The 23,986-nt window shown below is 43.0% G+C and carries 22 protein-coding genes and 2 pseudogenes; 11 read left to right on the top strand and 13 right to left on the bottom strand.

The genetic code is table 11. The annotated features are described in order from the left end of the window. Positions 1–116: 116 nt before the first annotated feature. On the top strand, positions 117–509 hold the full coding sequence (gene paaI, locus ACIG3F_RS05850; protein WP_396469575.1) for a hydroxyphenylacetyl-CoA thioesterase PaaI: 393 nt from the start codon (positions 117–119) through the stop codon (positions 507–509). 72 nt (positions 510–581) lie between these two features. On the opposite strand, the gene ACIG3F_RS05845 is transcribed toward paaI, so the two are convergent. After that, positions 582–2,285, bottom strand: a complete 1,704-nt coding sequence (locus ACIG3F_RS05845; protein WP_396469574.1) for a M61 family metallopeptidase — start codon at positions 2,283–2,285, stop codon at positions 582–584. A 175-nt stretch (positions 2,286–2,460) separates the two neighbouring features. Here ACIG3F_RS05845 and ACIG3F_RS05840 point away from each other — a divergent pair, with 175 nt between their 5' ends. The 3 genes from ACIG3F_RS05840 to slyD all read left to right on the top strand — a co-directional run bounded on the left by ACIG3F_RS05840 (position 2,461) and on the right by slyD (position 5,921). Then, positions 2,461–3,774 (top strand): D-alanyl-D-alanine carboxypeptidase PBP6B, encoded by a 1,314-nt coding sequence (locus tag ACIG3F_RS05840; protein ID WP_396469573.1) that lies wholly within the window; start codon positions 2,461–2,463, stop codon positions 3,772–3,774. A 241-nt stretch (positions 3,775–4,015) separates the two neighbouring features. Continuing rightward, positions 4,016–5,302, top strand: coding sequence for an NAD(P)/FAD-dependent oxidoreductase (locus ACIG3F_RS05835; RefSeq protein ID WP_396469572.1), 1,287 nt, complete (start codon positions 4,016–4,018; stop codon positions 5,300–5,302). Between the two features lie 136 nt (positions 5,303–5,438). Continuing rightward, on the top strand, positions 5,439–5,921 hold the full coding sequence (slyD, locus tag ACIG3F_RS05830; protein ID WP_004278960.1) for a peptidylprolyl isomerase: 483 nt from the start codon (positions 5,439–5,441) through the stop codon (positions 5,919–5,921). Positions 5,922–6,087: 166 nt separating this feature from the next. On the opposite strand, the gene ACIG3F_RS05825 is transcribed toward slyD, so the two are convergent. The 5 genes from ACIG3F_RS05825 to ACIG3F_RS05805 form a co-directional block, all read right to left on the bottom strand. Then, positions 6,088–6,858, bottom strand: a complete 771-nt coding sequence (locus tag ACIG3F_RS05825) for a M48 family metallopeptidase (RefSeq protein ID WP_396469571.1) — start codon at positions 6,856–6,858, stop codon at positions 6,088–6,090. Between the two features lie 112 nt (positions 6,859–6,970). Continuing rightward, positions 6,971–7,279 carry a hypothetical protein gene (locus tag ACIG3F_RS05820; protein ID WP_396469570.1) on the bottom strand — a complete coding sequence of 103 codons (309 nt, stop codon included), beginning with the start codon at positions 7,277–7,279 and terminating at the stop codon, positions 6,971–6,973. Positions 7,280–7,438: 159 nt separating this feature from the next. Next, the gene (locus ACIG3F_RS05815; protein WP_396469569.1) at positions 7,439–8,758 is read right to left on the bottom strand and encodes an adenylosuccinate synthase; all 1,320 of its coding nucleotides are present in this window, start codon (positions 8,756–8,758) and stop codon (positions 7,439–7,441) included. 70 nt (positions 8,759–8,828) lie between these two features. After that, positions 8,829–9,995: an ATP phosphoribosyltransferase regulatory subunit gene (locus ACIG3F_RS05810; RefSeq protein WP_004278964.1), complete on the bottom strand. Its 1,167-nt coding sequence runs from the start codon at positions 9,993–9,995 to the stop codon at positions 8,829–8,831. A gap of 206 nt (positions 9,996–10,201) precedes the next feature. Then, positions 10,202–10,657 carry an Lrp/AsnC family transcriptional regulator gene (locus ACIG3F_RS05805; RefSeq protein ID WP_396469568.1) on the bottom strand — a complete coding sequence of 152 codons (456 nt, stop codon included), beginning with the start codon at positions 10,655–10,657 and terminating at the stop codon, positions 10,202–10,204. Positions 10,658–10,804: 147 nt separating this feature from the next. Here ACIG3F_RS05805 and ACIG3F_RS05800 point away from each other — a divergent pair, with 147 nt between their 5' ends. Both ACIG3F_RS05800 and ACIG3F_RS05795 read left to right on the top strand, forming a co-directional pair. Beyond that, positions 10,805–11,554: an AzlC family ABC transporter permease gene (locus tag ACIG3F_RS05800; protein WP_396469567.1), complete on the top strand. Its 750-nt coding sequence runs from the start codon at positions 10,805–10,807 to the stop codon at positions 11,552–11,554. Continuing rightward, positions 11,551–11,850: an AzlD family protein gene (locus tag ACIG3F_RS05795; RefSeq protein WP_396469566.1), complete on the top strand. Its 300-nt coding sequence runs from the start codon at positions 11,551–11,553 to the stop codon at positions 11,848–11,850. The genes ACIG3F_RS05800 and ACIG3F_RS05795 overlap by 4 nt, the downstream gene beginning before the upstream one ends. A 45-nt stretch (positions 11,851–11,895) precedes the next feature. Here the strand turns inward: ACIG3F_RS05795 and ACIG3F_RS05790 are convergent, their stop codons facing one another. Together ACIG3F_RS05790 and ACIG3F_RS05785 are read right to left on the bottom strand one after the other, a co-directional pair. Further along, complete coding sequence (locus ACIG3F_RS05790) at positions 11,896–12,192, bottom strand: hypothetical protein (RefSeq protein WP_396469565.1); 297 nt, start codon at positions 12,190–12,192, stop codon at positions 11,896–11,898. Positions 12,193–12,384: 192 nt separating this feature from the next. Beyond that, positions 12,385–13,407 (bottom strand): type I glyceraldehyde-3-phosphate dehydrogenase, encoded by a 1,023-nt coding sequence (locus ACIG3F_RS05785; protein ID WP_396469564.1) that lies wholly within the window; start codon positions 13,405–13,407, stop codon positions 12,385–12,387. A 389-nt stretch (positions 13,408–13,796) separates the two neighbouring features. Between ACIG3F_RS05785 and alaS the strand changes: the two genes are divergently transcribed. The 3 genes from alaS (at position 13,797) to csrA (ending at position 18,340) form a co-directional block, all read left to right on the top strand. Continuing rightward, positions 13,797–16,490 (top strand): alanine--tRNA ligase, encoded by a 2,694-nt coding sequence (alaS, locus tag ACIG3F_RS05780; RefSeq protein WP_396469563.1) that lies wholly within the window; start codon positions 13,797–13,799, stop codon positions 16,488–16,490. Positions 16,491–16,554: 64 nt separating this feature from the next. Continuing rightward, positions 16,555–17,835, top strand: a complete 1,281-nt coding sequence (locus tag ACIG3F_RS05775; protein WP_004278971.1) for an aspartate kinase — start codon at positions 16,555–16,557, stop codon at positions 17,833–17,835. A 250-nt stretch (positions 17,836–18,085) separates the two neighbouring features. After that, positions 18,086–18,340 (top strand): carbon storage regulator CsrA, encoded by a 255-nt coding sequence (gene csrA, locus ACIG3F_RS05770; protein WP_064096631.1) that lies wholly within the window; start codon positions 18,086–18,088, stop codon positions 18,338–18,340. A 94-nt stretch (positions 18,341–18,434) separates the two neighbouring features. Here the strand turns inward: csrA and rnhB are convergent, their stop codons facing one another. Next, positions 18,435–19,058: a ribonuclease HII gene (gene rnhB / locus ACIG3F_RS05765; RefSeq protein ID WP_263600644.1), complete on the bottom strand. Its 624-nt coding sequence runs from the start codon at positions 19,056–19,058 to the stop codon at positions 18,435–18,437. Between the two features lie 22 nt (positions 19,059–19,080). Continuing rightward, positions 19,081–19,452 carry a hypothetical protein gene (locus tag ACIG3F_RS05760; protein WP_064096629.1) on the bottom strand — a complete coding sequence of 124 codons (372 nt, stop codon included), beginning with the start codon at positions 19,450–19,452 and terminating at the stop codon, positions 19,081–19,083. A 217-nt stretch (positions 19,453–19,669) separates the two neighbouring features. On the opposite strand from ACIG3F_RS05760, the pseudogene ACIG3F_RS05755 reads away from it, so the two are divergent. Continuing rightward, a pseudogene (locus ACIG3F_RS05755) lies at positions 19,670–20,234 on the top strand (cytochrome b). 43 nt (positions 20,235–20,277) lie between these two features. Here the strand turns inward: ACIG3F_RS05755 and ACIG3F_RS05750 are convergent. The 3 genes from ACIG3F_RS05750 to ACIG3F_RS05740 all read right to left on the bottom strand — a co-directional run bounded on the left by ACIG3F_RS05750 (position 20,278) and on the right by ACIG3F_RS05740 (position 23,077). Continuing rightward, positions 20,278–20,631 carry a hypothetical protein gene (locus ACIG3F_RS05750; RefSeq protein ID WP_081408795.1) on the bottom strand — a complete coding sequence of 118 codons (354 nt, stop codon included), beginning with the start codon at positions 20,629–20,631 and terminating at the stop codon, positions 20,278–20,280. Between the two features lie 45 nt (positions 20,632–20,676). Next, positions 20,677–21,678 carry an adenosine deaminase gene (locus ACIG3F_RS05745; RefSeq protein WP_396469562.1) on the bottom strand — a complete coding sequence of 334 codons (1,002 nt, stop codon included), beginning with the start codon at positions 21,676–21,678 and terminating at the stop codon, positions 20,677–20,679. A 76-nt stretch (positions 21,679–21,754) separates the two neighbouring features. After that, positions 21,755–23,077 carry an NCS2 family permease gene (locus ACIG3F_RS05740; protein WP_004645563.1) on the bottom strand — a complete coding sequence of 441 codons (1,323 nt, stop codon included), beginning with the start codon at positions 23,075–23,077 and terminating at the stop codon, positions 21,755–21,757. 794 nt (positions 23,078–23,871) lie between these two features. On the opposite strand from ACIG3F_RS05740, the pseudogene ACIG3F_RS05735 reads away from it, so the two are divergent. Continuing rightward, a pseudogene (locus ACIG3F_RS05735) lies at positions 23,872–23,986 on the top strand (IS5/IS1182 family transposase); the annotation flags it as partial.

The raw sequence follows: 23,986 nt of genomic DNA, 5'->3' as shown, positions 1-23,986 counted from the left end.
ATGTGTGCAAACAAGATTTCTAACTCCTCCCTCTTGTCATTTTGCCTACCCAATGCTATTTATGATTCACATATTTAATAATTTAAAATAAAACGTATCTTAAAAGGAGTTTTGTAATGGATCAGCAAGTCAGCCAGATGTTTAATCAGGACCGTTTAATTCAGCATCTTGGTGCTCATCTGGTTTCTTATAACCATAATTATGCAAAGATCGAATTAAAGGTGACTGAACAGCATTTACAGGGTCATCAGACCTGTAATGGTGCCGTGATTTTCGCATTGGCAGATGCAGCTTTTGCCATTGCCTGCAATACCGGTGAACATCCGGCAGTCGGTCAACATTGCGGTATTCATTATTTAAAACCGGGCTTGCTTGGCGACACACTGACTGCTGTAGCAGAACATAGGGCCAGTAGTGGCCGTAGTGGCATTTATGATATTCAGGTGATGAATCAGCATGATCAAATCGTGGCGGAATTCCGTGGCACATCACGACTGATCGTTAAATAATTTTTTAAAACTCGAGGCAATAAAAAACCGGTGACGATGCACCGGTTTTTAAAATTAAGAATAATTATGGATTTAAGCTTTAAGCCATTTCTCAGCTTTAGCCTGATCTTCCACTTTCAATTCCACTTCGGTCAGTTCAGAACCCGCGGCTTGAACGTTGAAGGTCATCATTTCATCACGACGGAATACATACACCGTAAAAGTACCTTGCTGTTTTGCATAGCTTTCAACAAGTTTGGTCGTTGCTTTTAAGCCATCAATTGCAATGATGACATCATTGGCAGAAAGGCCAGCGAGTACAGCAGCACCCTCACGACGCGCAGATTGAACCAGCACACCTTCCGGCTTATCTGCCAGTTTTAAACCGAATGGCAAAGACTTGTCATTTTTCAGGCTATAACCCATACCAAACTCAGGGAAGAGCTGATCCAGCGGCAACTCATCTGTGGTATTGATTAAGTGATTAATCTGTTCTGACCAATCATCTCCTGTCAGCTCTTTACATAATTCAAAGATCGTCCGTTCATGCACCTGAACGCCCTTCTGGGCATTTTCATACAAACGGCGCATCAAGGCATCCAGACTTGAACCACGTAAACGCAAACCCAAATCCAGGCACAGTGCGACTAAACAACCTTTGTTGTAATAGCTGGTACCCGCATTATTCGAGTTTTCATCCTGACGGTAGAATTTCACCCAGGCATCAAAACTGGATTCAGACACTGACTGAATCGCACGTCCCGGATTTTGCAAATAACGGTTAATCTGTGCTTTTAACAAAGCAATATATGATTCCTGATTAATCACGCCGCTACGCAGCAAAATCAAATCATCGTAATAGGAAGTAAAGCCTTCAAAGATCCACAGCAAAGACGTATAGCCTTCTCTGTTTAGATCATAGTTCACGAAGTTTTCAGGTCGAATAAACTTCACCAACCATGAATGGAAATATTCATGACTGCATAGACCCAAGAAACGTTGGTAATCCTTCGACGGTTCTTCAGGTTCATTGGCCTTAGGTAAGTCATCGCGTGGCGTAATCAGGCTGGTAGAATTTGGATGCTCCAGACCGCCATAGCTATTACCGGTTGCCATGGTCATAAAGGTATAGTCTGTAAACGGTGCCGAACCAAACATTGAAATTTCTGTAGCACAAATTTTTTCAATATCTTGCTGCATACGCGCCGCATTCATGGCATGTTTACCGGACACCACAAATTCATGTGGAATACCATTTGCTTCAAAGCTGAAACGGGTTTGTTCTGCCAGCTCAAATGGCGCATCAATCAATTCGGCATAGTTTTTGGCTTTGAGCGTGAAACGGCCTTTGACCAGACTTTTGGCTTGCATGCCGGTTGCCAGCTGAAAATGCTTTAATTCATCTGGCAGGAAAATTTCCAGTTCAATTTCTTTATTTTCCTGACCTTCTAGCCCTAAACATGCACAAGCAGGATTCACATAGAGACGATTTTGATCCACATATGCACCACGAACGGACAGGTCATAGGCATAGACATCATATTCTACCGTAATCAGTTCATGATCAGTATTGAATAAACGCCATTTGTTCTTTTCAAATTTCTGGATCTGTAACTGGCGCCCATCTTCATCATAGGCTTTGACCGCTTCAATGTGCTTGGAAAACTCTCGAATCAGATAGCTTCCCGGAATCCAGGTCGGTAATGACAGGACTTGGGTCGGGTCCGCAAGAAAACGAACAGTCACGTGAATAAGATGCTGACGATAATCGTCAAATTCAATTTGATAATGCAACATAATGAACGATATAAAATTAAAATAAATGAGATATAGCTTAGCTTAGCATTTTTTAAGCCAGTATGGTTTAGCTGTCTTATTTGTCTACATTTACGACTAGCTATCTGTATAAAAAAGGCATAGCATGCGTGAAAATTAAATCGTTCAACACCCGCCGGGTTATCAAGGAACACCATTGAAATACATCATCTCACTGATTGCGGTTTTCAGTTTATTTATTTCTGCATTTTCACATGCTGCCCTACTCAATATTGTGCCTGAAAGCGTTGAAGCTGAAGCCTGGACCATTCTGGATTCACAGTCTGGTCAAGTTATTGCAGAGCACAATGCCGACGTGCAACGTGCTCCGGCTTCGCTGACCAAAATGATGGTGGCTTATATTGCCTTAAAGGAAATTGAGGCTGGGAAATTAGATAAAAATGAAGTTTTAACCGCGACGTCTGTGGTGAAAACAGTGATGTGGGATGAGTCACAGATGTACCTGAAAGAAGGTGATCTGATTTCAGTCGATCAGCTCCTGGCGGGCTTAATTATCATGTCTGCCAATGATGCCGCGGTGACGCTGGCTGAGAAAATTTCGGGTGGTATTCCGCAGTTTGTTGAACGCATGAATCAGGAAGCCAAAGCGCTGGGCATGCAGCATACCAATTTCCAGAATCCGGCTGGCATTACCATGCCAGAGCACTATTCGACTGCCGCCGATTTGGCCAGACTGTCTATGGCGGTGGTGAATGAAACCCCGGATTATCTGTATTATTCAAAGCAGCCAAGCTTCACCTATAATCAGCATTTCCATCGTGCGACCAACCGTGTGCTTCAGGTTGATCCCACAGTAGATGGTTTAAAAACCGGTTTTACCCGTGCAGCGGGCTATAACCTGGCATTAACCGCCAATCGCGTTACAGCAGATTTTGAAATGCCGAATCGCCGTCTGATTGTGGTGGTGCTGGGTACTAAAAGTGCCGCGAAACGCGCTGAAGTATCACATAAGCTGATGAATCTGGCTTATACCTATACCCGCAATGAAGTAGCGATCAAAGATCAACAACTCCTTGCTGAGTTGCCTGTAATTAAATCCACCTTAAAAATGTTTAAGGTGCAAACCAAGCAACCACAGATTATTACCACTTCTTTATATGATCAGGGCTACAGTATTGACCTGAACCAGTTTGATCAAACCCAACAGCGTGTCATGCTGAATACAGGTGATGGCGTTTTAAAAAGTATCGAGCCATTACAGGAAACTCAGACCCATATCAATGTTGAAGTGAAAGCATCTGAACTTATTGCCCCTTTGGCCACCATGATGCCTTTGGCGACTATTCAGGTTTATCAGAATAATCAGTTGATTCGCACCATTCAGATTGAAGATCATGTCGAAATTGAAGAAGCCAATCTGTTTCAGAAATTCTTTAGCTGGCTACAAGGCTTATTTAGTTTGTTTTCAGACAATACGCCAAGCGTAAAGCTTTATCCTTTAGATAGATAATAGCGCTAAATCTCAAGTAATTTCCCTTTAAGCTAGAAGATCTACTCGCTGATCTTCTGGCAGATTTTCTTTTCTCCCTGCATCACTCCCCAAGACAGGGAAACTTACCTGCCCTCACAGAATTGCTACGTTTTGTAATGTGTATAACAATTTTAACCAAGACGCGATCTGGCCCATGCCATAGTATATTTTCTCTCTATTTCTCTTATTTTTATTAAAAAAATAAACAGGTTAATCATATATGACAGCACATAAAATCGTGATTGTGGGTGGTGGTGCCGGTGGTCTGGAACTGGCAACTCAGCTGGGTGAGAGCTTGGGTAAAAGCGGCAAAGCGCAGATTGTTTTAGTCGATCAAAAACTGACGCATATCTGGAAACCGCTGCTGCATGAAGTTGCCGCAGGCACCTTAAATCCACATGAAGAAGAAACTAATTATTTTGCCCATTCAGCCGCACATCATTATGAATTTGTCTTGGGCACATTCACCGGTCTGGATCGCGAAGCTAAACAGATTGTGGTCGAAACAGAATATTTCTCCAAAAAATCCCAATCCAAGAAAAAACAGCGCATTGACTATGACACCCTGGTACTGGCCTTGGGTTCTACCTCGAATGACTTTAATACCGAAGGCGTCAAACAGTTCTGTCATTTTCTCGACAGCCGTCCACAAGCTGATATCTTTCAACAGGATCTGTTGCATCTCTACCTGAATGCTCAACATGAAGCTTCGAGCCGTGAACTGAATATCGCGATTATTGGCGCCGGAGCAACCGGAGTAGAACTGGCAGCTGAACTGGTGGAAGCCAAACACAATTTCTTTAAATATGGCTTGAACAAGGTCGACCCAAATAAAGTCAAAATTACCTTGATTGAAGCGGCGGATCGTATTTTGACTGCGCTCTCGCCGAAAGTTGCTGAACATACCATGCAACAGCTGGAAAAATTCGGTATTGAAATCCTTACCAGTCATCGTGTGGCCAAGGTAGATGAAGACAAAATTTATTTTGCAGATGGCTCAAGTCTGGATGCCGAGATTAAAGTCTGGGCCGCAGGTATCAAAGCACCTGAAGTCTTGGCACAACTGCAAGATATGGAAAAGGACAATATTCACCGCTTGAAAGTCTTCTCCACCCTGCAAACCAAATCTGATCCAGACATTTTTGCTTTTGGTGATTGTGCTCACTGCCAGCCTGCTGCAGATGAACCGGTCTTGGGTCCACGCGCACAAGTGGCTAGCCAACAGGCCAATTTCCTGGCCAATGCCTTAAAAGCACGGATCAATGAGGAAAACTATTTACCGATGTTTAAATTTTCCGACAAAGGCTCACTGATTTCCTTAAGCCAGAATAAAGCTGTCGGTGAATTACTCGGTCAGGTCAATGTGCAAGGCTTTGTTGCCAAATCGATGTATGTTTCTTTATATCGAATTCATCAGGCGACCATTCATGGTTATGCGCATGCTGGCATTCTCACCGCAAAAGATTTTGTTACACGAAAAATTTCTCCAAAGCTGAAATTGCATTGAAATTCCAGAATTTGGCGCAATCAATGAAAAAATCGTCAACAAAATTGTCAAATTGCGTTTTTTTGCTAATTTTAGTCTACAAAAATGCAATTTCACTTTATGATGTACCCTTAAAAAATTGAATGGATCAATTAACATGACTGCTATTGCAAATAACCTCGTGGTTTCTTTCCACTACACATTGACTAACGCAGAGGGTGAAACTCTCGACCAATCTCAAGGTGAACCACTTGCCTATTTGCACGGTGCAGGTAACATCATCCCAGGTTTAGAAAATGCGTTAGAAGGCAAAACTGTAGGTGAAAAATTCACTGTAAACGTTCCTGCTGCTGAAGGTTATGGCGAATACAACCCTGACCTAGTTCAAGAAGTTCCTGCGCAAATGTTCCAAGGCGTAGACAACATTCAGGCAGGTATGCAGTTCCAAGCTCAAACTGATGACGGCGTGCAAATCGTAACTGTTAAAGCAGTTGAAGGCGACAATGTTGTTGTTGATGCTAACTTCCCACTTGCTGGTCAAGACCTGACTTTCGAAGTTGAAATCGTATCTGTTCGTGAAGCTTCTCAAGAAGAATTAGATCACGGCCACGTACACGGTGTAGGCGGTCACCAGCACTAAGATCTTCTGATCTTGAGTGAAAAAAGGCAAAGTCAGACTTTGCCTTTTTTATTGCCTGAAAATAGCCCGCAGAATATTAACCATCCAATTAGCTATAAAAAAAGCAGAGCCATTGCCCTGCCTTTTCAATCCGATCTAGCTCTCCTTTTAAAGGAGGATCATCAAATTATCTGTTCTGGTTATAAATCTGCATAGCGGCTGGCAGATTTTGACGCATTGCGGCAATACGTTGGCTGCTTGATGGGTGGGTCGATAAGAACGCCACACCGCTGCTGCTTTGCTTACTCATTTTTTCCCACAGGGTAATGGCTGCATTCGGGTTATAGCCAGCACGCGCCATCAGCATTAAACCACCTTGGTCAGCACGGCTTTCCAGATTACGCGAGTATGGCAAGCCAATACCGATCTGACTACCTAATTGTGCTGCTGCAGCGCCACCTTGACCTACACCTGCTGCATTTAAGCCAATACCCAAGGCCAGATCAGTCAGGGCTTGAGCACCGATTTTCTGCTTAGAATGCTCTTCTAAGGCATGCACCATTTCATGCCCCATAATCGCTGCAATTTCAGCATCGGTCAGATTCAGCTTCGTCACGATACCAGTATAGAATACAACCTTACCACCTGGTGCAACAAAGGCGTTGACCTGATCAGATTTGAGCACAGCCAATTGCCACTGGAATGCTGTACCAGTTTGATTCATCTGGTTAGCAATTGGCTTCAAACGGTTAAATACATTATTAATCCGTTTATAGGTGGCTGAACTGGTATCCAGTTGACCTTTATTGCGCGCATCATTGACCATAGTATTATAGCTTTGGCTCGCGGATGCATTTAAGGTCGCAGAATCGGCCCCAGCAATATCGGCAATGGTGGTACAACCTGATAATGTGACGACTGTAGCAGCCGCCATACTCAATAAAAGTTTATTCTTCATTATAATTTACTCCGCCTTGGCTCAAGGGCAATTTACATTGTAAAAATTATAAGTGAAAGTATGCAGCAGCTAAACGTTTAATTTATTCATCTTCTTATAAATTATGTAATTTTTAAGCCAAATACTGTATCGCCAACCAATAAATCAGACAAATAATATTGAGGCCCAAGTAAACTTGACTCAGTGGTTTGATTTTCTGTTCAAGCACTTCATCTTTACGTTTAAAAAATAAAAAAGCATTTTGCAATAAAATGATAGGCACTAATATACAGGCGATAATGACACTCAGACCAACTAGCGCTGCATAAATCACTTCGGGATTTTGAGTTTGCGCACGAATAATCATCATGGCAATTGTTGGCGCCCCGCCCATTGCGAATAACAATGAATAAAACATGGTCGCCGATATATTTTTTTGCATCCTGCTGCTCATTTTTCTTTCTTTATATGCTGCTATGTTAAAGCACATCACGCCACATTACCGATGCAACTTTAGTCTTGAAATACCTGCATAAATTCAGCATATAAAAAACCCATCCGAAGATGGGTTTTTATCATTCAAGCTTTAATCAGATGAAGATTAAGCATCAAACGGGTGACGAAGAACGATGGTTTCTTCACGGTCTGGACCTGTTGAAATAATGTCGATAGGACATTCAATCAATTGCTCAAGACGTTTTACATAGTTCAGTGCAGCTTCTGGTAACTGATCCAGTGATTTCGCACCGAAAGTTGACTCAGACCAGCCTGGCATAGTTTCGTAAATCGGTTTTAAAGTTTCGAATGCAAGCGCATCAGAAGAACCGACACAACCAGAATCTGCAGCTTCATAACCCACACAGATTTTCACTTCTTCTAAACCGTCAAGAACGTCAAGTTTAGTCAGGCAAATACCAGAAAGTGAGTTTACGTCAACTGAACGGCGTAGAATTTCAGCATCGAACCACCCACAACGACGTTGACGGCCAGTAGAGGCACCAAATTCATTACCAATCGTACCGAGGTGTTTACCAATCGCATCACCCGTGTCATTTGCAGCGTCATACACCAACTCAGTTGGGAATGGACCTGCACCTACACGCGTTGTGTACGCTTTAGTAATACCCAGTACATAGTCAAGGTGCAGAGGCCCCAGACCTGAACCAGAGCTTACGCCACCAGCAGTGGTATTCGAAGAAGTCACATACGGATATGTACCGTGATCAACGTCAAGAAGTGAACCTTGCGCGCCTTCGAACATGATGTTATCACCGTTTTTACGGTAGTTGTGCAATTCAGTAGTCACGTCCACAACCAGTGGCGCAACAACTTTACGCCATTCGTCGCAAAGTGCCAGCACGTCTTCCAGTTTAACTGCTTCAACACCGTAGTATTCAGTCAGCTGGAAGTTATGGTAGTCCAGAAGTTCAGTTAACTGAGCAGTAAGATGATCACCACCACGTACCAGGTCAGCAACACGGATTGCGCGACGCGCTACTTTGTCTTCGTATGCAGGACCGATACCGCGACCTGTCGTACCAATCTTCGCATTACCACGTTTTTTCTCACGCGCCTGATCAAGTGCGATGTGGTTCGGAAGAATCAATGGACAGTTTGGAGAAATGCGTAAACGTTCTTTAACAGGAACGCCTTCTTTTTCAAGAATATCCATCTCTTTGATGAGCGCTTCAGGAGAAAGAACAACACCGTTACCAATTAAGCACAATACGTTTTCACGTAAAATACCTGATGGAATGAGGTGTAAGACAGTTTTCTTACCACCAACCACAAGAGTGTGACCTGCGTTATGTCCGCCTTGATAACGAACTACCGCTGCCGCTTGATCTGTGAGCAGGTCGACGATTTTACCTTTACCTTCGTCGCCCCATTGGGTACCAAGTACCACAACATTCTTGCCCATAATAGCCTCATTACATCATGCTGTTAAAGTTGAAAGCCCCGCTCAGCGACATGAACACTGAGCCAAGCAGTTAAATCGTTTTGACTGTCCACTCACCATTCGCATTCACCAGCTGGTGCGTCGCATATGGAATCGAGTTTAAATCATCATTACCCAGTAACTGAATTACACTTAAGCCTTGTGCGCGAATGTTCTGAATCGCATTCAGAAGTTCTGCATCAGTGCCTTTAGGCGCAACCACGACCTGTACCGCGTCAAACTGACCTGCGCTTAAAGCATATAAGTCACAAGAGAAACCGGTTGCCGGACGCGCGCGGCCAAAATGTTCACCAATGCCATCATAACGGCCACCTTGTGCCAGTGCAGCTGCACGGTTCGGTGCATAGACTGCATACATCAGGCCAGTATGATAATGGTATGAACGTAATTCAACCACATCAATACCAATACTCAAGTTTGGCCAACGGGTTTGAACTTCATCTTTGGTGGTTTGCAAGACATTAAAAGCCTGAGTGAATGCTGGATTTGCCAACACTTCAGCACTTAAATGCGCTTGTAATGCATCCAGGTCGCTGGCATAGCGTCCAAGTGCATAAAAGTCCTGACCAAATTTGAGGTCTGCCGTGAATTCTTCTAATTCTGGCAAAGCCTTGCGTTGGTATAAATCAGATAATTGCTGTTCAGCGACTTTGTTCAGGCCTGCTTGAGCCACCAGACTGCGGAATAAACCGACATGACCTAAGTCCAGATGGATGCCATCTGCCAGACCTGTCTCCTGAATCAGACTGATCATCAAGTCGACCATTTCTACATCGGCATCGATGCTGTCTGAACCAAATAGCTCCGCACCTAACTGTAGTGGCGCACGCGAGGTATTAAAACCGCGAGGCTTGGTATGCAGAACGGTTCCTGCATAGCAGTAACGTGCCACACCTTCTACTGGATGTACATGCGCATCAATACGAGCCACTTGTGGTGTCATATCGGCACGCACACCAAGTAAACGACCAGAAAGCTGATCGATTACTTTAAAAGTGGCTAAGTCTAAATCTTGATTCGATTCTGAGAGAGAAGATAGAGATTCGATGTATTCAATGAATGGCGTGTACACCAGCTGATAACCTCGAGATGCAAGGAAATCCAGTGATTTACGGCGCAGACTTTCAATAACTTGCGCTTGTTCTGGTAATACATCAGCTACACCATCAGGTAATAACCATGTCTCTGAAATGGGCATGTTGTAAACCTAAATTCTTGTCAGCGCGGAACGAATCCGCATAAAAAAATCGGGAGCACACCCGATTTCTCCTAGTCTAGCACGATAGTTTTGGCTGTGCATCGCAAATTTTATAATTTTCGCTACATGATGAAATCAACAACAATTGTGTCAACTATCAGCGTTTTAATGCACATTCAAAACAAATAGCATGTAAAAATCCGGCATTAAATCAAAGGCAATGCAGTGGTACTTTTGACCGTTTGCAATGGAATTTCAGTTTTTACACTTTGAATGCAGGGAATTTGGGTTAAATGATGAATCTGAAATTTACGATAGGCATCCAGATCAGCCACTACAATTCTTAAAAAAAAATCACAATCGCCTGCCATTAACTGGCACTCGACGACTTCTGGCATTTCCTTGATCGCTTCGACAAATTGATCGACCACAGCAGCTTCTTGAGACTTGAGCCAGACGCGTGCAAACACGTTCATCGCCAAATTGACCTTTTGTGGATTCAGCAGTGCGACATATTGCTCAATCACGCCATCATCTTCCAGCTGTTTTACCCGTCTTAAACAGGGTGACGGTGACAAGCCAATTAATTGAGCCAGTTCATTATTTTGCAGTTTTCCATTCTTTTGCAGCTCATGCAAAATGCGTTTATCTATTTGATCCATGTCTATGCCTTGGCATTTAAAACCCCTTAAATTTAATTTAGCGCAATTTAATTTCAAATAAAACTCAAATCTCTTTCACTACAACAGCAAATAGCCTGAATATCGCCATAAAATATGGTCTAGTTTTGCAGCACCCAGGTCATTTCCATGCTTTTGTTCAGACAAAGCACCGCAGCAATAGTTGCCCCTACCGATTTCAGTGAATTTCAACGTGGCATGAAAGATTCTATTCCCATGCTTTTAGGGATTATCCCCTTTGCGCTGGTACTGGGTGCGACGGCAGTACAGAAGAATTTCAGCTTGCTCGAAGTGCCATTACTGACCGGTTTGAACTTTGCCGGCGGTTCTGAATTTGCCATTCTGGAAGTCTGGAGCAGTCCACCAAATTTACTCATGCTGATGTTCATTACCTTTCTGGTAAATAGCCGGCATCTGTTGATGGGCGCCAGTTTGGTTCCGTATTTAAAGCATCTTCCGAATCGTAAAGTTTTTCCCGCCCTGTTCTTTATGGTCGATGAAAGCTGGGCACTTGGTCTGGCTGATGCACAAAGGAAACAGGCACAACTGGGTTATCGTGCTGCGTTTAGCATGCCTTATTATGCTGGCCTGTGTTTTTGCCTGTACTGGATGTGGGTCGGATTTACCACACTCGGCGCCATGCTTGGACCTGTATTAGGCGACATCAACCGTTTTGGTTTTGATATGGCCTTTCCTGCTGTATTTCTGGTGTTACTGAGAAGTATGTGGAAAGGTTTTGAGGCTGCCCGGCCATGGCTGGTCAGTTTAGTCTGTGCGGCTTTGGCTTATTTATATTTACCTGCAGGCTGGTATGTGCCGATTGGTGCCTTGTCTGGAATCGCTTCGGCATTTTTTCTGATTCAAGAGGATCAAACATGATCCAGATGAGTACCTTGGTGGCCATTCTCCTGATTGCTGCGACCACTTATTTAACCCGGATCTTGGGCTATGTCTTGTTAAAAAATAAAACGCTAACACAGCGCCAGCGAAAAATTCTGGAAGTAGTCCCTGGCTGCGTGCTGATTTCAGTGATTGCACCCTATTTTGTACGCGACCATCCTGCAGACCTGATCGCCTTGGCTTTAACGCTGTTCGCTGCTACACGTTTTGGATTATTACCGACCGTCGCCATCAGTATGGTTTCTGCCGCAGTTTTAAGAATTTTAATCGTCTAATACTTAAACAAAACCCCTTTAAATGTATCTCTAAAGGGGTTTTGTCTATTTTTGTGGATCAACCACTTTGGTGAGTAAACTGACCAGCTCGGCATTTTGTAATTCGACCTGCTGAAGTTTGGCTGCGGTCTGATCCAGTACTTCCTGCTGCACATGCATTTTTTTGGCTAGATCCTGCATGATTTCCAGGGTCTTTTTTAAATTCTCTTCCAGATGCACAATTTTTTCTTCGACTGGCACGCCTTCCACGCTACGTGGTTCATCATTCTGATTAAACTGCAGCCAGATCAGAAAAATCACCGCCAAAGTCAGCAGTATAATAAATCCCCAAACCACCATCATGTGCTTGCTCTTATTTCATTTTATTGTCTTTATCTTAACGAAAAGTGCTGCAGATAACGTAAATAATTCAGCCTCAATTCCTGATTTTCGATCAATTACCGGCAAATTCTCTTAAAACATGGCTTGCAGAATATTTACAGCCAAGAAAAAAGCACCGTGTCTTGGTGCTTTTGAGGTTTAGATGACCCGAACTTAATGAAATGATTCACATAAATCCAGCAGACGGTTGGCATAGCCCCACTCGTTATCATACCAGGCAAAGACCTTGGCTTGATGCCCAACGACTAGAGTCTGGGTCAAATCCACAATCAATGAATATGGGGAATGATTAAAATCACTGGATACCAAGGGCTCATCCGTCACAGCCATGATTTCCGCAAAATCCTGCTGGGCAGCCTTGATCAGCACTTCATTCAGTTTGTGATCGGTAATCGGTGACTGGGAAACAAAAGTCAAATCAATCGCGGCCACATTAATGGTCGGCACCCGAATTGAATAACCATCAATACGATCTTCCATTTTCGGCATGACACGCTTTAAGGCACCGAGTGCACTCGAAGTCGTAGGAATGATGTTATGGCCTGAAGCACGTGCACGACGCAAATCACGATGTGCATGATCCAGTACCGACTGATCCGCCGTGACAGCATGTATTTCGGTCATCAGGGCACTACTGATCCCAAAAGCATCATCGACAATTTTGACCAGTGGCACCAGAGCCTGAGTGGTACAAGAGACGCTGGAAATGATTTGATCCGATGCTTTGACTTCATGATGATTGACACCATAGACAATCGCGGCATCGACCGTATCAAAAGGCGCGGCACCGATAATCACACGTTTCGCTCCTGCCACAATATGCTGGGTCGCGGCTTCACGAGAACGGAACAGTCCGGTACATTCAAGTACCACATCTACTCCCAGGTTTTGCCAAGGCAACTTAGCCGGCTGCGACTCACACAAAACCTGTACTTTTAAAGCGGCATCCTGATAGCTGATATGCATATAGATATGTTCAGCATCATAGCTGAGATCTACCTGCCCTGGAAAACGGCCATGGGTCGAATCATATTTAAACAGATGAATCAGGGTTTCAACATCGGCAATATCGTTAATGGCAACGATTTCAAAATTAAAATCTTTCGGGTTTTCAAACCATGCGCGCAGTACATTCCGTCCAATACGCCCAAATCCATTGATTGCCACTCGTTGCATGACTCGACCTTTTATATGCCTATTTTAAAACTCTTCTATGTTAAAGGATTTCTGGCGTCGTACATTAAAAAACTTCAGTGAAAATACTGATTTTCGATTATTTTATTTCTAATACATTCGCCTATATTCAAGCCATTTAAAATTGCGTTTATTTTTTAATGTGATGGATATCCACAGATTCTGCTTCGAGAAAATTCAATTTAATTATTCAGCAAAAAACCTGAGTAAATAAATCCTTAGCAATTGGTTTTAAAATGATTGGTGCATACTGCTTTTTCCGTTATAATTTGGCGTTTTAAATTTTTAAGCCCCGCATTGCAGCAGAGCTCTTGTATGCTTGTCAGACTGTGGTGTTTTAGCCAAATCGGAAATTATGGAGTGACTTGGTTGTGAGTACTCGTTTTATGACATCAGCTGAAATTCGTGAAGCATTTTTGCGTTACTTTGAATCGCAAGGGCATACACGTGTCGCGTCGAGTTCTCTAGTACCTGCCAATGACCCAACTTTGCTGTTCACCAATGCTGGTATGAACCAGTTTAAAGATTGCTTCTTAGGTCTAGAAAAACGCGATTATGTACGTGCAGTGTCATCACAAAAATGCGTACGCGCAGGTGGTAAGCACAACGACTTGGACAATGTGGGTTATACAGCACGTCACCACACTTTCTTTGAAATGTTGGGTAACTTCTCATTTGGTGATTACTTCAAACGTGATGCGATCAAATTTGCCTGGGACTTTTTGACTAACGAAGAATGGCTTGGTCTTCCTAAAGATAAACTCTATGCAACCGTTTACCACACCGATGATGAAGCCTTTGACATCTGGAACAAAGAAATCGGCCTAGATGCATCTCGCATCATCCGTATTGGTGACAACAAAGGCGGTCAATACGCATCTGATAATTTCTGGGCAATGGGTGACACAGGTCCTTGTGGTCCATGTTCTGAAATCTTCTTTGACCATGGCGATCACATCTGGGGTGGCCTACCGGGTTCTCCTGAAGAAGATGGCGACCGTTTCATTGAAATCTGGAACAACGTTTTCATGCAGTTCAACCGTACTGCGGATGGCGTACTGCACCCTCTTCCAGCACCTTCTGTAGATACAGGTATGGGCTTGGAGCGTATTTCTGCAGTTTTACAGCATGTAAATTCAAACTACGAAATTGACCTGTTCCAGCATCTATTAAAAGCTGCGGCTGAAATCATTGGTCTAGACACCTCAGAACTTGAAGCGAAAGCACAAGCTGAAGGCAAGCCAGTTGATTACCCTGCATCTTTAAAAGTCGTTGCTGATCATGCACGTTCATGTTCATTCCTGATTGCTGATGGTGTAAATCCATCAAATGAAGGTCGTGGTTATGTATTGCGTCGTATTATCCGTCGTGCAGTGCGTCATGGTAACAAGCTAGGCGCAACAGGTTCGTTCTTCCACAAAATGTTGAAGCCACTGATTGAAGTGATGAGTGAAGCTTATCCTGAACTTGCTGCTCAACAAGCACGTATTGAAGCGCAACTTCTGAAAGAAGAAGAACAATTTGCCAAAACACTTGAGCAAGGTTTGAAATTGCTTGAAGGCGAATTGGCACAGTTAAAAGGTTCTGTAATTCCGGGCGAAGTGGTATTCAAACTGTATGACACTTATGGTTTCCCGACTGACTTGACTGCGGATATCGCACGTGAACGTGACTTAAGCATTGATGAAGCTGGTTTCGAAACTGAAATGGCTGCACAGCGTCAACGCGCACGTGATGCAGGTAAATTCGCGATCGACTACAACAGCGTAGTTAAAGTTGAAGGCGAAACTCAGTTTGATGGTTATGACGCAACTGCAGGTGAAGGTCAAATCATCGCAATCTACAAAGATGGCGAGCAAGTTGATGAAGTAGTTGAAGGCGACGAAGCACTGATCGTACTTAACCAAACACCTTTCTACGCAGAAAGCGGTGGTCAAATCGGTGATACAGGACTCTTCAAAAATGAGACCGGTATTTTCGAAGTTCAAGATACCAAAAAATCTGGTGGTGCATTTGTACACCAAGGGATCGTGACGATGGGTAACTTAAAAGTTACTCAAAATGTAGAGGCAACGGTTAAAGCAGACATCCGTGCTGCAACTGCGCGCAATCACTCTGCGACTCACCTGCTACATGCTGCGTTACGTCAAATTTTAGGTTCACACGTACAGCAAAAAGGTTCATTGGTTGCATCTGACGTGTTACGTTTTGACTTTGCCAATGACCAACCTGTAAGCTTTGAACAGCTGCAAGAAATTGAACGCTTGGTCAATGCTGAAGTGATTGCCAATACTGCGGTGTCTACTGAACTTCTGGATATCGAGTCTGCGAAAGCTAAAGGTGCGATGATGTTGTTTGGTGAGAAATATGGTGACGAAGTACGTGTACTGTCTATGGGTTCAGTGATTGAAGAGAAAAACTTCTCAATCGAACTTTGCGGTGGTATTCACGTAAAACGTACCGGTGATATCGGTCTGTTCAAAATCACCTCTGAAGGTGGTGTAGCAGCCGGTGTACGTCGTATTGAAGCAGTAACAGGCACTAAAGCAGTTGAAGTTGCGCAAAAAGCCGATCGCGATATCAATACGATTAACGGTTTGCTCAAAGCGCAAAAAGACCAGACTTTAGAAAAAGTTGAAGCGTTGGTTGATACTGCATCGAGCTTGCAGAAACAGATCGAACAACTCAATCAAAAACTTGCTAGTCTGCAAGCCGGTGAACTTCTAAGCCAAGTTCAAAGCATTGCAGGTCGTGCAACCTTGATTACAACTGTTGAAAACATGGATGCGAAAGCACTTCGCAACCTGCACGACGGTGTGAAATCAAAATTAGAAAATGCAGTGATTGTTCTTGCAGGTCTAGAGGGTGACAAGGTGAGCTTGATCGCATCTGTGGCAAAAGACTTTACTGCTTCTATTAAAGCAGGTGACATCATCAAACATTTAGCGACTGAGCTAGGTGGTAAAGGTGGTGGTAAACCTGACTTGGCACAAGGTGGCGCGCCACTTAACGAGAAGTTTGCTCCAGTGATGGCAGATTTAACTGCCTGGCTTGCAGCAAAATAAAACTTCAATTTTGTGTAACTGACCCTGATAGGTACATCAGGGTCATGGCTTATATGGAACAACTATGGCATTAATCGTTCAAAAATATGGCGGTACCTCTATGGGTACTCCCGAGCGCATTTTAAATGTTGCTCGTCGTGTAAAGCGCTGGCATGACCACGGCCACAAGGTAGTGGTAGTAGTATCAGCAATGAGTGGCGAAACCAATCGTCTACTTGCTTTAGCGAAGGCCATTACCGAAACCCCTGACCCACGTGAACTAGACCAAATGGTATCTACGGGTGAACAGGTTACGATTTCTATGTTAGCAATGGCGCTGAACTCAATTGGAGTTGAAGCAAAATCACTAACAGGTCGCCAGGTTGGCATGAAAACCGACAGCTCATTCAATAAGGCACGTATCGAATCCATTGATACTGAAGTCCTGAACTCAAATCTGGATGCAGGCCGCGTACTTGTAGTTGCCGGGTTCCAGGGTTTTGATGAACATGGCAATACCACCACTTTAGGGCGTGGCGGTTCTGATACTTCAGGTGTTGCAATTGCTGCCGCACTCAAAGCAGATGAATGCCAGATTTATACCGACGTTGACGGTGTATATACCACCGATCCACGTGTTGCACCAAAAGCAAAAAAAGTTGATCGTATTTCATTTGAAGAAATGCTTGAGATGGCGTCACTCGGTTCTAAAGTCCTGCAAATTCGTTCAGTTGAATTCGCTGGTAAATATCAGGTGCCTTTACGCGTATTATCAAGCTTCGACAATGACAACGATGGCGCATTCGACGAAGAGTTTAAGCAAAACGTTGGTACACTTATTACGACTGAATTGGAAGACAACATGGAACAGCCAATTATCTCCGGTATCGCATTTAACCGTGACGAAGCAAAATTAACTATTTTAGGTGTGCCTGACGAACCAGGTATTGCTTCTAAAATTTTGTGCCCGATTGGTGATGCCAATGTTGAAGTGGATATGATTATCCAGAACGTTGAAGAAGATGGTACAACTGATTTCACTTTTACGGTAAACCGTGGCGAATTAAATAAAGCCAAAGCCATTCTTGAAGCGACTGCTCAAGAAATTGGTGCACGTGAAGTTGCGACCCGTTCAGATATCGTAAAAGTATCGATCGTAGGTGTAGGCATGCGTTCTCATGCAGGTGTGGCAAGTAAGATGTTTACAGCATTGGCAGACGAAGGCATCAATATCCTGATGATCTCGACGTCTGAAATCAAGATTTCTGTGATCATTGAAGAAAATTATCTTGAACTTGCGGTTCGTTCATTGCATACCGCATTCGGTTTAGACCGTGAACAAGGCGAATCTAGCGCACGTGCTTAAGCGTTAAGATAGAATATTGTCATTGTTTGACAGTATTTTATAAAAGTCTACAAAAATGCAGAGCCACTATAGTTTTTTTTATAGTGGCTCTGTTATATTAAGCCTGAGGATTTTTAACCAACTGAGATAGATTAAAGTCTTTCATTCAGGTGACAGAATTTCTATCCAGATATTATTTTATAATTTTTGGTTGTGCTTTTTATTTTACATTCAATAGATTGCAGGTTTTGCATTTTGCAAGGAGAAAAACATGCTGATTCTGACTCGACGCGTCGGGGAAACTTTAATGATTGGTGACCAAGTCAGCGTGACTGTACTTGGTGTAAAAGGTAATCAGGTTCGTATTGGGGTAAATGCTCCTAAAGAAGTCTCTGTGCACCGTGAAGAGATATACCAGCGTATCCAGCATGAACGCGCAATGCATGAACATCTTCAACATATCGATCAAGATTACCAGCCTTCTTTTGAAGATGATAATCAGACACAAAATAACTTTAACCGTTAATTTTTGTGTAAATCATAAAGCGGCTTTTTTAGCCGCTTTAAATTTCTCTGTATTCTATATAAGCACTCTAAATAATTAAAAAATTTAATAAAGTCTAAAGTTTTACCTCTTGCTGCAATGTTGCAAGCACTTTTTTTACCGGTCCAAAACTGCGGCGATGCTCATCAATAACACCGTGCAGGGCAATCGCTTCAAAATGCGCCTTGGTTGGATAACCTTTATGCTTGGCAAAACCAAATTGCGGATGCTTCTGATCCATCTCGATCATCTGATGATCTCGGGTTACTTTAGCCAGAATACTGGCTGCTGAAATTTCAGCATGCAGCGCATCCCCCCCAATGATAGCATCACAGCTCATCTCAAGGCCCTGTGGAATCTTGTTGCCATCGACCAGTACATGCTCAGGCTGAACTGGCAAAGCTTCTACAGCGCGACGCATCGCCAGCAAAGAGGCCTGTAAAATATTATACTCATCAATCTCTGCTGCAGAAGCCTCAGCAATGGCCCATGCCAGGGCTTTTTCCCGAATTTCGATAAAAAGCTTTTCACGCTTCTTTTCAGTAAGCTTTTTAGAATCATTTAAACCCTCAATCGGGTTATTCGGATCCAAAATAACTGCCGCAGCGACAACCGAACCCACTAATGGCCCACGCCCTGCTTCATCTACACCAGCAATTTTCATGTCTTTCTTCCATAAAAAATAGGCTGAACCGGTCAGCCTATTTCAATTTAATCTTGGCTTAGTTTACAGCTTCAGCTACACAAGCGTTAATGGTTTTTGCCACCACATTGCCGACAATCGTCGCACGTGCTGCCGGGTCAATTGCTGCAGTTGCCAGATCTACCGCCGTTACGTTCTGTGGTGCTTTTTCACTGACACAGCCGCAAATTTCAGTCTGGATATCCTGTTTTTGGGTCGTAGTCATGAGACGTGTTGCTGTTTGCCATGCCGGAATATTATTCAGCTCAGTCGTACATTTTGCATTGATCGCGATTTTAAGCGCAGCCCCACCCAGTTGCTGAGTCGTGGTTTGGGTCTCAGGACTGCCTGTTGTTGCACAAGCCGATAAAACCAAAGCAATTGGAGCAAGTGCAATCAATAATTTTTTCACAGATCTGTTCCTTGTTTATTCATATATGAAGCGTGACGCTATTGTGCCGAAATTCACCTGAATAAGAAATCTAAAAATCATCCTGAATGTTTAATCTGCACCCAGCCATTTCAATGGATGTTGCATGAAAGCCACCATAGCGTTGCAGATTTGGAATTGCTGAGCTGATTTGCCCCTTGCTAAGGTGCATCCATCTTTGAGGGCCACAGAAAATCACATGGAAAAAGTACAATATTACACACGCACGGCACAATGGCTGCACTGGATCATGGCGATTATCTTTATTGCAGCGTGGCTGATTGGTTTTTATAGTGGGAATTTTTTAAGTTATGAGGTTGATGTCAGCGTTAAAGGCGATATTATCACCCTGCATAAAAATATCGCTACCACCATTATTTTCCTGCTGGTTGTACGAATTTTCTGGCGCTACACCCATCCTGCCCCCGAACTACCTGACACCCATGTCATCCCGGATGAAAACTTTAGCACATGCAGGTCATCTGGCTTTGTATTTCATGCTGATTGCCCTACCCGTCACCGGCTGTTTATATAGCTGGAGTCTGGGCTACCCAGTACCGGTACTGTATTTATTTAAGCTTCCGGCACTGATTACAGAAAATCCGGCTGTGACCGCCATCGCAAAACCTCTGCATATCTGGCTTTCCTGGGCGGTGGGACTCCTTTTAACCGGACATATTGCCGCAGCACTGAAACATCATTTTATCGATAAGGATCACGTACTCACCAGCATGATGCGACAATCTAAATCGTCTAAAAAATAAACTGCAAAACTACATTCAATCAGCTTTCATTGCAAAGCTGATTTTATTTCAAGAACTCGGTCATGCAGCCTTTCAGACTGTTTGCAATTGCTTGTTGAGTAAGCTTTGACTTTACTTCTTCATCCAGAGTTGCTTTAAGCAAAGTGCTGGCTGGAATATCTTTAAGCGCATGCTCACCCACACAGGAACACACATTCTGTTCAAGTTCAGCTTTATTTTTATCCTGCATAAAATAAGTCGAGGCGGTCCAGAATTTAGATGCTTTCAGCTCTTTTCCACATTGGTATTCAATCACGGGTTTTAAGGTACGTTGTGTCAAAGTCATATCCGCATTTGAGCAGGCAGATATCAACACGCTACTGATGAGTAGAATTACATGTTTCAATTTCATATCCATCTATAAAAACAAAGGCAGAGCGTACCCTGCCTTTTATTTGAAAACTTAAACCAGGGCACGGATCTGGTTGATCCATTGTTCTTTATCGGCCTCGGTAATAAAAGAGGCTTCAAATGAGTTAATGGCCAACTGCTTGATTTCCTCATTGCTTAAGTCCAGCGCTTCAGCAATGGCAATAAAATTGTCATTCATATAACCACCAAAATAGGATGGATCATCTGAATTGACCGTAACATGCACGCCCTGCTGCAAGAGGCGATGGATATTATGCTGCTGCATGTCATCCACGACGCAAAGTTTCAGGTTTGACAACGGACAAACCGTCAATGGCATCTTTTCTGCAATCAGGCGTTGCATTAACTCAGAATCTTCTTCCGAACGAACTCCATGATCGATACGATTGACTTTGAGCAAATCCAGCGCCTCCCAGACATAGGCTGCCGGGCCTTCTTCTCCTGCATGCGCAACCACTAAGAAGCCTTCTTCTCGTGCTTTAGCAAAAACACGTTCAAACTTTGACGGTGGATGCCCGACTTCACTTGAGTCCAGACCGACCGCAATAATCTGGTCTTTATAAGGTAAGGCCTGTTCCAGTGTTGCAAAAGCAGCCTCTTCACTTAAATGACGCAAGAAACACATAATCAGATGTGAACTGATGCCAAGTTTAGCTTTGGCATCATCACAGGCTTTTTGCAAGCCGTTGATCACGGTTGAAAAAGCAACGCCACGGTCGGTATGGGTTTGTGGATCAAAGAACATTTCAGTATGCACGACCCGGTCTTCAGCACATTTTTCAAAATACGCCCAAGCCAGATCATAAAAATCCTGTTCATGAATCAATACAGCTGCACCAGCATAATAAATATCCAGGAACGACTGAAGATTATGAAAGTTATACGCCTGTTTAACTTCTTCAACAGATTTATACGGGATGGCAATTTTATTACGCTGAGCGATCGCAAACATTAGCTCAGGCTCAAAAGTGCCCTCAATATGAACATGAAGCTCAGCTTTTGGCAAAGCTCGAATCAACTCAAGACGGTTCATCGCTTCTCCTCATGAAACCTAAAATAATAAAAAAAGGGTGCAAACTGAGTTTACACCCTTTCCAAATCTAGAAAAATTAGCCGCCAAATAGTGCGAATTTAAGCGTCCATAGTACTGCAATAATCCAGACCATATACGGTACAGTTGATGCCTTACCGGTTAACAATTTGATCAGTGCATAGCTAATGAAGCCCATCGCAATACCATCCGCAATCGAATAGGTAAATGGCATAAATACAATGGTTAAAAATGCAGGGACTGCTTCTGTAATATCTTCCCAGTCAATATGCACGATACCTTGAATCATTAAGACACCGACAAATAACAGCGCTGGCGCTGTTGCAAAGCTTGGTACAGACTGTGCCAATGGTGCCAGGAACAAACAGGCAACAAACAGGATACCGACTACGACAGCAGTTAGACCTGTACGGCCACCGGCTGCTACGCCTGCAGAAGATTCAATGTATGGTGTAGTCGATGAGGTACCTAAAGCTGCACCTGCAACAATTGCAGAAGAGTCAGCAAAAAGTGCTTTTTTCAAACGCGGCAGTTTGCCATCTTTCAACAAGCCTGCACGGTGTGAAACACCTACGAGCGTACCGGTTGAGTCAAACAGATCAACCAGAAAGAAGACAAAAATCACGCCAATTAAACTGGCAGTGAACAGACCTTCAAAGCTCATTTGCATAAATGTGGGTGCAATCGATGGCACTGCGCCAACCACACCTTTAAATTCACTCAGACCCAATGCTGCTGAAATACCGGTTAACACCAAAATACTGATGATGATCGCACCACGCACTTTAAAGTGATGCATCACAACAACCAGAAGGAAACCAAATAATGCAAGTAAAACCGATGGTTGTTTTAAATCACCCAAACCTACCAATGTAGCGGGATTATCCACAATCAGGCCGGCATTTTTCAAAGCAATCAGCGCAAGAAATAAGCCAATACCACCACCGATGGCCAGTTTCAGCGACATTGGAATCGCATTGACAATGGCTTCACGGATTTTGAACATGCTGATCGCAATAAACACTAGACCGGAGATAAACACAGCCCCGAGTGCTGTTTGCCAAGGCACACCCATTCCCAAACATACAGAATAGGTAAAGAAGGCATTCAAGCCCATGCCTGGTGCAAGTGCAATTGGATAATTTGCAATCAAGCCCATGACTAAACAGCCAATCGCGGCTGCAAGACAGGTTGCTACAAAGACAGCCCCATGATCCATCCCCGTTTCGGACAAAATCATCGGATTGACAATAATGATGTAACACATCGTTAAGAATGTAGTTACACCGGCAAGAACTTCTGTACGGAAACTGGTTTTGTTTTCACTCAGTTTAAACAGACGTTCAAGCATACTTTCTGAAGATGGATTAGGAGTCGTCATGACCTAGCCCCTATTGAGTAAACTTAATGCTTTAAGCAAGCCGTCAAATAAATGAAACTTTATAAAAAAATTCATCAATTTTAAGGATGTGTTAGCAACGAATATGCCAGCATAGCCATTTGACGGGTTAAAATGTTGGAACAGCTTACAGCCCCAGGGCTATGCTATAAAAACCAAAAAAAAATCTAAACAAAAAAGCTGCATAACCTTTATGCAGCTTTATTTTACGATTTAAATCAAATGCTTAACAAGATGGATTCTGCTTCATCCTGATCGTTGGCAAATTATAACACATTGATTTATTATTGCTTATTTGATTTTACACTTTATTAGAAATTAATATATTCCAGATGAATATTGAAAAAAATTTATTATATTTATTATTAGTTTAATTTTATTAATCTAGCCCAATTGGCGGGAGGAAGGTAGTACAAGCTGCTTAATGTCGATGCCGATTGGATTCCAGCAATTTGCTTGAATCACGTCCATCGTTCAAGACATGACGGATCTTTTCATATTTTCTGATTTCGGACTGTTTATGGACACAAAATCCTAATAAACTGATCATTAAGGCAAAAACAGGGATAGCATATATTTTCATTTTTATTATGCTGCTTTGTAACACTATGCAATTATGCTAACAAAAAACCTAACAAACTTGTGACATAGTTTACATTTAACCCGATAGAAGGCATTTATTTATCCTCTAAATATTAGGGTGTGTTGACACTTTTAGCTTAAAAAAATAGCGAAGTAGTAAAATCAAATCGCCAAACCCAATTTTACTATTCGCTATGCCTCGTACCATGCTGACAGATCAACACTGGCAAAAGTTGAAAGTTATTCTGCGTAATTTATCCATTCACCACAACTCAAATTTACGCAATTTTATTGAAGCTATTCTCTATA

It is taken from the genome of Acinetobacter sp. NPDC052428 (assembly GCF_044547685.1).
GTDB lineage: Bacteria > Pseudomonadota > Gammaproteobacteria > Pseudomonadales > Moraxellaceae > Acinetobacter > Acinetobacter lwoffii_G.
This window is presented reverse-complemented; position numbering and strand designations above follow the sequence as displayed.

Excerpts from the sequence above, each read along its gene's own strand:
- ACIG3F_RS05800 (WP_396469567.1), top strand. The coding sequence starts at position 10,805 with ATGCTTTTGTTCAGACAAAGCACCGCAGCAATAGTTGCCCCTACCGAT.
- ACIG3F_RS05845 (WP_396469574.1), bottom strand. The coding sequence starts at position 2,285 with ATGTTGCATTATCAAATTGAATTTGACGATTATCGTCAGCATCTTATT.
- ACIG3F_RS05790 (WP_396469565.1), bottom strand. The coding sequence starts at position 12,192 with ATGATGGTGGTTTGGGGATTTATTATACTGCTGACTTTGGCGGTGATT.
- ACIG3F_RS05740 (WP_004645563.1), bottom strand. The coding sequence starts at position 23,077 with ATGACGACTCCTAATCCATCTTCAGAAAGTATGCTTGAACGTCTGTTT.
- ACIG3F_RS05820 (WP_396469570.1), bottom strand. The coding sequence starts at position 7,279 with ATGCAAAAAAATATATCGGCGACCATGTTTTATTCATTGTTATTCGCA.
- ACIG3F_RS05750 (WP_081408795.1), bottom strand. The coding sequence starts at position 20,631 with ATGGATATGAAATTGAAACATGTAATTCTACTCATCAGTAGCGTGTTG.
- ACIG3F_RS05805 (WP_396469568.1), bottom strand. The coding sequence starts at position 10,657 with ATGGATCAAATAGATAAACGCATTTTGCATGAGCTGCAAAAGAATGGA.
- paaI (WP_396469575.1), top strand. The coding sequence starts at position 117 with ATGGATCAGCAAGTCAGCCAGATGTTTAATCAGGACCGTTTAATTCAG.
- ACIG3F_RS05775 (WP_004278971.1), top strand. The coding sequence starts at position 16,555 with ATGGCATTAATCGTTCAAAAATATGGCGGTACCTCTATGGGTACTCCC.
- ACIG3F_RS05745 (WP_396469562.1), bottom strand. The coding sequence starts at position 21,678 with ATGAACCGTCTTGAGTTGATTCGAGCTTTGCCAAAAGCTGAGCTTCAT.
- ACIG3F_RS05835 (WP_396469572.1), top strand. The coding sequence starts at position 4,016 with ATGACAGCACATAAAATCGTGATTGTGGGTGGTGGTGCCGGTGGTCTG.
- ACIG3F_RS05815 (WP_396469569.1), bottom strand. The coding sequence starts at position 8,758 with ATGGGCAAGAATGTTGTGGTACTTGGTACCCAATGGGGCGACGAAGGT.
- csrA (WP_064096631.1), top strand. The coding sequence starts at position 18,086 with ATGCTGATTCTGACTCGACGCGTCGGGGAAACTTTAATGATTGGTGAC.
- slyD (WP_004278960.1), top strand. The coding sequence starts at position 5,439 with ATGACTGCTATTGCAAATAACCTCGTGGTTTCTTTCCACTACACATTG.
- ACIG3F_RS05795 (WP_396469566.1), top strand. The coding sequence starts at position 11,551 with ATGATCCAGATGAGTACCTTGGTGGCCATTCTCCTGATTGCTGCGACC.
- ACIG3F_RS05825 (WP_396469571.1), bottom strand. The coding sequence starts at position 6,858 with ATGAAGAATAAACTTTTATTGAGTATGGCGGCTGCTACAGTCGTCACA.
- ACIG3F_RS05785 (WP_396469564.1), bottom strand. The coding sequence starts at position 13,407 with ATGCAACGAGTGGCAATCAATGGATTTGGGCGTATTGGACGGAATGTA.
- ACIG3F_RS05810 (WP_004278964.1), bottom strand. The coding sequence starts at position 9,995 with ATGCCCATTTCAGAGACATGGTTATTACCTGATGGTGTAGCTGATGTA.